Origin of the sequence: Kitasatospora sp. MBT63, from assembly GCF_000710465.2 — a bacterium.
Taxonomy (GTDB): domain Bacteria; phylum Actinomycetota; class Actinomycetes; order Streptomycetales; family Streptomycetaceae; genus Kitasatospora.
Genome location: NZ_JAIZ01000781.1, coordinates 1 through 9,486 on the forward strand (window position 1 = coordinate 1; position 9,486 = coordinate 9,486).

Sequence of the window (9,486 nt, forward strand, 5' to 3'; positions counted from 1 at the left end):
CCGGGTGGGTCGGGGCCGGTGGGTCGGGGCGGGTCCGGCGGCGGCCGGGTCAGCCGGCGGCGGCGCGGGCCAGGATCCGGGCGAGGGTGCGGACGTTGTCGCCGGTCAGCATCGTCACGTGGTTGCCGGGGACGACCCTGATGGCGAGGTCCTCGCAGTGGTCCTCCCAGCCGAGGCCGGGCCGGCCGTGGAAGCGGTCGCTCTCGTCGTAGTCGGTCCCCTTGCCGAAGCCGGTGTCCCCGGCGCGCAGCACGGCGACCGGGCCCGGGTAGGGGCGGGGGGCGTAGCGCTGGACCGCTTCGACGCTGTCGCGCATCAGGGCGACCGGGTCGCCGCCGCCGTCGCCGCGGACCCAGTCGGCGATCTGGGCGAGTTCGGCGAGGTACGCGTCGGCGTCGGCGGGCTCGTCGGGGGCGTCCGGGCCGGCTGCGGGCCCGGTGCCCGCCCCGTCGGTGCCCTCGGTGCCGGTGCGGTTCTCGGCGACCGTGCGCAGCCGGGAGGCGAACGAGCCGTCGGCGTCGGCGTCGGTGATCCGGCCGTCGGGGGCGCCGGCGTCGATCATCAGGACGAGCGGTGGCTGCCAGCCGTCGGCGGTGATCCGCTGGGCGATCTCGTAGGCGATGACGCCGCCGCCGGAGAAGCCGCCGAGCGCGATGCGTTCGCCGTTCTCCAGGGCGGGGAGCAGCGCCTGGAGGTAGGTCTCGGCGAGTTCCTCGGTGCTGAGGTGCTCGGGTTCGGGCTGGTCGACGCGCGGGTCCCGGATGCCGATGAGCGCCTCGGGGCCCTGGTAGCACTGGGCGAGCTGGGCGTAGCAGGCGACCTGTCCGCCCGGCGGGTGGACCAGGTAGAGGGTTCCGGCGGCCGGGTCGGCGGCCTCGCGCAGCGGGACGAGGACACCGTGCTCGCCGCCGGCGGCGGGCCCGTCGGTGAGCAGCCGGGCCAGTGCCCCGGCGGTGGGGTGGGCCAGCAGGTCGTCCAGGCGCAGCACGTGCCCGGTGCGGTCGGCGATCTCGCGCAGGAGTTTCATGGCGAGCAGGGAGTGGCCGCCCGCTTCGAAGAAGTGGTCGGCGGGGGCGACCCGATGGGTGCCGAGGACGGCCAGCCAGGCCTCCTGGAGGAGCTTGGACTCCTCGCTGTCGGGCCAGCCGTCGCCGTCGTCGCCGGTGCGGGGGGCCGGTTCGGGGCGTTCGGCCATCCGGGGCAGGGCGTCGTCGGGGATGGTCTCCAGCAGGTCGGCGACAGTGGTGAGGTCGTCGGCGGAGTCCGGGAGTTCGCGCAGCAGGCGGGCGCACTGGTCGACCAGGGCGTGGGCGTCGGTGTCTGAGAGCCGGGTCCGGTCGTGGACGGCGGCCAGGACCAGGCTGCCGTCGGTGTCGCGGTAGGCCAGCAGGGCGACCGGGAAGGCGGTCTCCGAGCCTGCCGCGTCGGGGAGTTCGACCCGGATGCCCTGGGCGGCGAGGTCCTCGTCGAGGCCGCCCTGGGAGCGCGGGTAGTTCTCCAGTACGACGAGGCTCTCGACCAGCCGTTCGCCCGCGCCGCGGCCGCTCCACTCGTGGATCTGGCCGGTGGACACCCATTCGTACGAGGCCATGTCCAGGGCCCGGTCGCGCAGTTCGGCGAGCAGGTGGGGGACGGTGGCCGAGGGGTCGACCTCGACGGTCATCGGCAGCGAGTTCATCAGCAGGCCGGGGAGGTGTTCGACGCCGTCCAGCGGGATGCCGCGGCCGGAGACGGTGACGCCGAAGCCGACCCGGACGGGGCCGGGTGCGCCGCAGGCCCGGCTCAGCAGCAGCGCCCAGGCGGTGTTGAGGGCGGTGCTCTCGGTGGCGGCGTGGGTGGCGGCCCAGGTGCGCAGCCGGTCGGCCTCGGCGCGGGTGAGGGTGGTGGCGGCGCGGCCGGAGCCGTGCTGTCCGGTCGGCCGGCCGGGCAGGGCGGGCCGGGTGGCGAGCGGTCCGGCGGGGACCGCGGTGGACCAGAAGTCCCGGGCGGGGGTGGTGTCCTGGGCCTGCAGCCAGCGGGCGTAGTCGCGCAGGTCGGGGCGCCGTTCGGGGCCCTGGTGCGGGGCGGCGCCGGCCAGGTAGGCCCGGTAGAACTGCTGGATCAGCAGGGAGACGCTCCAGCCGTCCAGCAGGACGTGGTGGAAGGTCAGCAGCACCCGGGTGGCGGCGTCGGGCCCGTCCTCGTCGACCAGGGTGGCGCGGACCAGTCCGGGGCGCCGCAGGTCGAAGCCGCGCAGCCGGTCTCGTTCGAGCAGCTCGTCCCAGTCGGTGCCGGTGTCGGTGTGGCGGACCACCTCGGGGCGGACCCTGTCGTGCAGGACCAGCCGGGGCTGCTCCTGCCAGTCGAAGGCGGCGCGCAGCACGGCCTCCCGGTCGAAGACGGACTGCCAGGCGGCGGTGAAGCGGTCGGTGTCCAGGGGGCCGTGCCAGCGCCAGTGCAGTTGCTCGACGTAGCGGCCGGTTCCCTGGTGGGCGAGGGCGTCGAGGAGCAGGCCGTGCTGCTGGGCGGTGACCGGGACGCTCTCGCGGCGCGGTCCGGCCGGTGCCGCCGTCCGGGCGGTCCGGGGCTGTGGGAGGGCCTGTCCGGGGGCGGTGATCTCGGCGGTGCGGACCTCGTCGGGGTCGGCTCCGGCGAGGGTGGCCAGGACCCAGCGCAGTTGGGCGACCAGTGCTTCGACGGCGTCCTCGTCGACCCCGTCGGCGGGGCTGGGGACCCAGGTCAGGCCCATCCGCAGCCGGCCGTCGTGGACGATGCCGTAGACCTCGATGCCGTAGACCCGCTCGCAGTTCGCGGAGTGCTCGCGCGGGATGGGGCGTCCGGACATCCGGAACCGGCCGGCGGGGCTGAGTTGGTCGGCCTGGCCGTAGTAGTTGAAGCAGACCAGGGCGGGCGGCAGGGCGCGCAGGGTGTCGCGGACGGCGGGGCGGTCGGCGTACTCGCGGCAGGCGCCGAAGCCGACGCCGCCCTGCGGTACCGCGGCGAGTGCGCGGGCCGCCTCGGTGACGAACCGTTCGGGGTGCTGGGCGCGTTCGGCGTCGAGCACCACCGGGTGGATGGCGGTGAACCAGCCGACGGTGCGGAACAGGTCGTCCCGGCCGTGGCGGCCGTGCGTCTCGACGTCGAAGGTGACGGTCGAGGTGCCCCGCCACCGGGCGAGCGCCTGGGCGAAGGCGCCGGTCATCAGCTGGTGCACGGACAGCTCGAGGCGCTTGGGCAGCGGGCCGATGAGCTGCTGGGTGGCGTCCGCGTCGAGGGCGAACTCCAGCCGGCGCAGCTGCTGTTCGTCGGGGGCGGGGCCGGTCAGCAGCAGGGTGTGGGCCGCGCTGCGGCGTTCGGCCAGGGCGAGCCAGTACTCGCTCTCGCCGGTGCGGGCGGCGACGGCGGGCAGGCCGTCCACCCATTCGCCGTAGCTGCCGGCCTCGGCGGGCAGCGCGGGCAGGGCGCCGTCGGCGAGGGCGTCGAGGGCGTGTTCCAGGTCCTCCAGCAGGATGCGCCAGGACACTCCGTCGACCACCAGGTGGTGGACGGCGATCAGCAGCAGGTCCCGGCCGCCGCTGCGGTCGCGGGCGAGGACGGCGCGCACGTGCAGGCCGTCCAGCGGGGCGAGGCTGCGTTCGGCGGCCTCGAGGACCTCGTCGAGCTCCTGCTCGCTGCCGAAGTCCCGCTCCCACAGCACCTCGCGGGGCGGGTGGGCGGCGAACGGTACGGCGTCGGTCATCCGGCCGTCGCCGGTGTGCCCGTCGTGGGTGAAGCGGGCGCTCAGGGCGGGGTGGGCGGCGACCACGGCCTGCAGGGCGAGCCGCAGCTGGGCGGTGTCGAGCGGGCGGTTCAGCTCCAGCAGCACGGACTGGTTCCACTGGTGGAGGTCGGTCCTGATGTGGCGGAAGAACCAGGACTGGACCGGTGCGAGCGGGCGGCCGCCCGGGTGGGTGCGGTGGGGGCCGGCGGTGCCGGCGGGTGCGGGCTGCGGGGTGCCGGGGTCCAGGTGGGCGGCGAGGTCGGCGAGCACGGGGTGCCGGTAGATCTCGCGCATCACCAGCTGGTACCCCTCGCGGCGCAGCCGGGAGACCAGTTGCATGGCGAGGATCGAGTCGCCGCCGGACTCGAAGAACTGGCTGTCGTCGGCGGCGGATCCCAGCAGGTCGGCCCAGACCGTACGGAGCACGGCGAGCGTGGCCGGCCTCGGCGCGGCCGGCTCGGGCGCGGTGGCCGGCTCGGGTGCGGTGGCCGGCTCGGCTGCGGTGGCCGGCTCGGGCGCGGCAGGCGCGGTGGGCGGCTCGGTGTGCTCCGGCTCGGCCGGGCGGGCGGCGGCCAGCCGGGCCAGTTCCTGGCGGTCGGTCTTGCCGTTGGGCAGCAGCGGGATCCGGTCCACCGGGGTGATCCGGACCGGCACCATGTGCGCGGGCAGGGTCCGGACCAGCTGTCGGCGGACGGCGGCGGTGTCGAGGTGCTGCGGGACCAGGTAGGCGGTGATCTGGAGGCTGCCGGCGGCGTGCCGGGCGACCTGGACGGTGGCGTCCTCGACCCCGTCGACGGCCATCAGCGCGGCGCGGACCTCGCCGAGTTCGACCCGGTTCCCGTTGATCTTCACCTGGTCGTCGAAGCGGCCCAGGTGGGTGAGCGAGCCGTCCGCGAGCAGCCTGACCAGGTCCCCGGTGCGGTAGAGCGGCCCGGTGCGGCCGTCGCCGAGGTCGAGCTCCCGGTAGCGGTCGGCGGTGCGTTCGGGGTCGCCGACGTAGCCGTCGGAGACCGTGCCGCCGCCGATCCACAGTTCGCCCGGTGCGCCGGGCGGCAGCAGCCGCTGCCCGTCGTCGAGGACGTAGCAGCGGATGTTGTCGAACGGCACCCCGATCGGCACCTCCGCGCGCCGGGTCCAGCCGCCGTCGTCGCCGCGCGGCCAGGAGAAGACGGTCGAGTACGAGGTCTCGGTCGGACCGTAGGCGTTGTGCAGGCGCGCCGGGTGGAGCGCCTCGAAGGCGGTGCGAAGTTCGTTCGGCAGGGACTCGCCGGTGCTGACCACGGTGCGCAGGGTGCGGTTGGCGGGGAAGTCCTCGGCCTCGAGCAGCAGCCGCAGTTGGGACGGCACCAGGTGCAGCAGGGTGACGGCGTGCCGGTCGAGGGTGCGGGCGAGCAGGTCGGGGTCGCGTTCGGCGTCCGGCGGGGCGACCACCAGGCGGGCTCCGGCGACCAGTGCGACGAGCATCTCGTGCGCGCTGACGTCGAAGGTGAACGGCGCCTTCAGCAGCATGGCGTCGTCGGGCCCGATGCCGAAGTGGCGGACGGCGGCGAGCACGTCGGTGGCCAGCGCCCGGTGGCTGAGCTGGACGCCCTTCGGCAGGCCGGTCGAGCCGGAGGTGTACAGCACGTGCAGGGCGCTGTCGAAGGCCGGGCCCTGCTCGGGTGCGGCGGTGGGGCCGGTGCTCAGCGTATCGAGGCGGACCTGCTCGGGGCCGGCCGGGCAGGCCTGCTCGGTTGCGCCGGTGACCAGGACGGTCCGCATCCCGCTGCTGTCCACGATGTGCCGGCGCCTGGCCTCGGGGTGGGCCGGGTCGATCGGTACGTACGCGGCGCCGGTGCGCAGGACGGCGAGCAGGGCGGCGACCGCGTCGTCGGTGCGCGGGAGCATGACGCCGACCCGGTCGCCGGCCCGGACGCCGCGCCCGGTGAGCCCCGCGGCGTAGGCGTCGATGCGCTCGCCGAGCTCGCGGTAGGTCCACCGGCGGTCGCCGAACTCGACGGCGGTCCGGTCGGGTTGTGCGGCGGTGCGGCGGCGCAGCAGGGTGTCGATGTCGTCGTCGCCGATGGGGTGGTCGGTGGCGTTGAGGAGGTCGAGGGCGGCGCGGGCGCCGGGGCCGACGCCGTCCAGTTCGGTGACCGGCCGCTCGGGGTGGTGCACGATCTGCCGGGCGAGGGTGATCACGTGCTCGGTGAACGCCTCGGCGGTACCGGCCTCGATCCGCGCGCTGTCGTACTTGAGCCGGCCCCGGACCCGGCCCTCGCCCTCGTACAGCTCCAGGGTGAGCAGGCCGAGGCCCGGGGAGGGGACGTCCTGGCGCCAGCGGGCCCGCAGGCCGCCGGGGAGTTCCACGCCGTCGGCGGCGGCCGCCGAGGTGTCGGCCCAGCTGTGCAGGACGAAGGTGCAGTTGAAGACCTCGGGGTCGGCCGGGTCGGCGCCGGGGATCAGCTTGGCGATCCTCGGGAAGGGCAGCTGGGAGTGGTCGATCGCGCGGGCCAGTTCGGTCTGCACCCGGGCGACGAACCCCGCCGCGCTGGTCGCCGCCTGGTCGGGGGCGCGGACCAGCAGGGTCCGCACGAAGTAGCCGACGGTGTGTTCGTGGCGCAGGTCACTGCGGACGCCGAGCGGGACGGCGACGGTCGGCGCGGCCTGGCGGGAGTAGGTGGCGAGCGCCTTCAGGTAGGCGGCGAGCAGGACGGCGGCCGGGCCCGCGCGGTGGGTGCGCGAGAAGCGGGCGATGTCGGCGGACAGGTTGGCGTCCAGTTCCACGGGCACGCTGCGGCCGGCGGGGGCGCCGGGCCGGCCCGGGGTGTCCTGCGGGAAGTCCACGGTGACGTCGGCGCCGTCCAGGCGTTCACGCCAGTACGCCTCCAGGGCGGTGGTGTCGGCGGTCGCCTTGGCGGCGCGTTCGGCCACGTGCTCGGGGAAGCCGGCGGGCGCCTCGCCCTCGATCCCGCCCTGCCGGTAGGCGGTCAGCAGGTCGGCGAGCAGGATGGCGGTGGACTCGCCGTCCACCACCAGGTGGTGGACCACCAGCAGCAGGGTGTGGTGGTCGGCGCCGTGGCGCAGCAGCAGTGCGCGCAGCACGCCGTCGCGTTCCAGGTCCAGCTCCTGCCGGGCGACGGCCAGCAGCATGTCGCTTTCGGGTCCGGTCGAGCCGGCGGGGAGGGGGGCGGAGCGGCGTTCCAGCTGGGGGCGGCGGCCGGGCAGGAGGTCGAGCTCGGGCAGCGGGTCGGCGTCGACGACGCGGGCGGAGAGCATGGGGTGGCGGTCGGTCAGGATGCCCAGGGCCCGGTCGAGGGCGGGCAGGTCGAGCGGTCCGCGTAGGTCGAGGGCGAGCGGCACGTTGTACGGGGAGGTCTCGGGGTCGCTGCGGTGGTGGAGCAGCAGTCCGAGCTGTTCCTCGGTCAGCGCCGTGCGGCGGGCCCCGTTCGCCGGGGCCGTCCCGGTCGGCACGTCCGGGGAGGGGTCAAGGGTCATCTGAGGTCTCTCCTGGATCGGATCAGGGGTGTGGGGAGTCGGCCGGTCGTCCCTGTGCCGCTTCGCCGCCTGCACCGTCGGCACGTCCGCGGCCGGCCGGTCCGGCGGCGCCGTCCCGTGCTCCGGGTGTGCCGCGCCGCTGCTGCGACGTGCGGTCACCGAGTCTGCCGAGCGCCGTCCACACGGCGCTGACAAGGTGCTGACAGTCCGTCGGCCCCGTGCCGGGGCGCGGTCGCGGGTATCCGGTTGCCTGCCCGGGGAGAGCCTTATACGGTGTATGGCAAAGACGGTGTGACCCGGCGTCAGGAGATGCGTCCGTGCCCTCTCAACTCACGCTCCACGACGTTTCCAAGGCGTACGCCGGCCGGCCGGTCCTCGACCAGGTCTCGCTGACCGTCCGCCCCGGCGAAGTGGTCGGGGTGGTCGGGGACAACGGCGCCGGCAAGTCCACGCTGCTGCGCCTGATGGCCGGCCGCGAGGCTCCCGACTCGGGGACGGTGACGGTCACCGCCGAGGGCGGGGTCGGCCTGCTCGGGCAGACCCTCGGCCTGCCGCCGGAGGCGACCGTCGGCGACGCCGTCGACCTGGCCCTCGCCGACCTGCGCGCCCTGGAACGCCGGATCCACCGGGCGGAGGCCCTGCTGGCGGGGGCCGACCGGGCCGCGCTCGACGCGTACGGGGAGCTGGTGGCCCGGTTCGAGGCCCGCGGCGGGTACCGGGCCGACGCCCGGGTCCGGACCGCGCTGGCCGAACTGGGCCTCGCCGCGGTCGGGTTCGAGCGGACGGTCGGCTCGCTGGCCGGCGGCGAACAGGCCCGGCTCGCCCTCGCCTGCGTCCTGGCCGCCGAGCCCGAACTGCTGCTGCTCGACGAGCCCACCAACCACCTCGACGCCCCGGCCCTCGAGTGGCTGGAGGCCCGGGTCCGCGGCTACCGCGGGACGGTGGTCGCGGTCTGCCACGACCGGCTGTTCCTCGAACGGGTGACGGACACCGTCCTGGAGGTGGACGGGGACCGCCGCTCGGTCCGCCGCTACGGCGACGGCTACCAGGGCTTCCTGGCCGAGAAGGCGGCCGCCCGGCGCCGCTGGGAGGAGGCGTACCGCACCTGGCTGGAGGAGATCGCCCGCCAGGAGCAGCGCGGCGTGACCACCGCCCAGCGGGTCGCCTACGACCGGCGCAACCACTCCAACAAGCTGCAGCTGTTCAGCCACGGCGTCCGGGTCCAACGGCAGGTCGGCAGCCGGGTCCGCAACTCGCTGGAGAGGCTGCGCAGGCTCCACGAGAACCCGGTGCCGCGGCCGCCCGACCCGCTGCGCTTCACCGGCCGGATCGGGACCCTGCCGGAGAACGGCGGCGGGGACGGGCCGGGCGCCCCGCTCGTCCGGCTGTCGCAGGTCGAGGTCGGCGACCGGCTCGCGGTGGAGTCGCTGGAACTCGCCCGGGGCGCCCGGCTGCTGGTGCACGGGCCGAACGGCGCCGGGAAGTCCACCCTGCTGAAGGTGGTGGCCGGGCGGCTGGCGCCGGACACCGGCGAGGTCCGCACCGGGGGGCGGATCGGGTACCTGCCGCAGGAGGTGCCCGACGGTGACCAGGGACGGTCGCTGCTGGCCGCGTTCGCGGCGGGGCGCGCCGGGACCGCCCAGGAGCACCGGGAGCGGCTGCTGTCACTCGGCCTGTTCCGGGCGGTCGACCTCGGACGGCGGGTCGGGGAGCTGTCGGTCGGTCAGCGCCGGCGGCTGGCGCTGGCGCGGCTGCTGTGCGAGCCGGCCGAGGTGCTGGTGCTGGACGAACCGACCAACCACCTGGCGCCCGACCTGGTGGAGGAGCTCGAACAGGCGCTGGCCGAGTACCGGGGCACCCTGCTGGTGGTGTCGCACGACCGCCGGCTGCGGGAACGCTTCACCGGCGAGCAGCGCGAGCTGACCGCCGGGCGGCTCGCGGCACCGGCGCCCGCGGCGGTGTGACCGGCCGGGGCCGTCGCAGCATCCCGCCGCGCGCCGCAGGGCCGGGCCCGGGCGGCGCACCGGCTCGTACCTGGTGGCGGCCGGGGGGTGGGCCCGCCCCGTCGGGGGTGTACGGGGCGGGCCCGGTAGGGGTGGCCGGTGCGGGGGTCAGCGGGAGCGGTCGGCGATGAAGGCGGCCAGCCGGTCGAGGCCGGTCGCGATCTCGGGCGGGGTCAGCACGCTGTAGGAGAGCCGGAGTTGCTCGGTCCCGCCGGTGCCCGCGTAGAAGTGGTGCATCGGGGTCCAGAGCACGCCGTACCGGCTCCC

2 protein-coding genes are annotated in these 9,486 nt (G+C 75.8%); one reads left to right on the forward strand and one right to left on the reverse strand.

What is annotated here, in order from left to right; genetic code table 11:
* Positions 1-49 precede the first annotated feature (49 nt).
* Positions 50-7,216 (reverse strand): non-ribosomal peptide synthetase, encoded by a 7,167-nt coding sequence (locus AA75_RS40665; RefSeq protein ID WP_033825530.1) that lies wholly within the window; start codon positions 7,214-7,216, stop codon positions 50-52.
* Between the two features lie 317 nt (positions 7,217-7,533).
* Between AA75_RS40665 and abc-f the strand changes: the two genes are divergently transcribed.
* Positions 7,534-9,180, forward strand: coding sequence for a ribosomal protection-like ABC-F family protein (abc-f, locus tag AA75_RS40670; protein WP_033825531.1), 1,647 nt, complete (start codon positions 7,534-7,536; stop codon positions 9,178-9,180).
* The last annotated feature ends 306 nt before the right edge of the window (positions 9,181-9,486 follow it).

Bases quoted from the DNA above. Each gene is read 5' to 3' on its own strand.
- AA75_RS40665 (WP_033825530.1), bottom strand. From the start codon at position 7,216: ATGACCCTTGACCCCTCCCCGGACGTGCCGACCGGGACGGCCCCGGCG.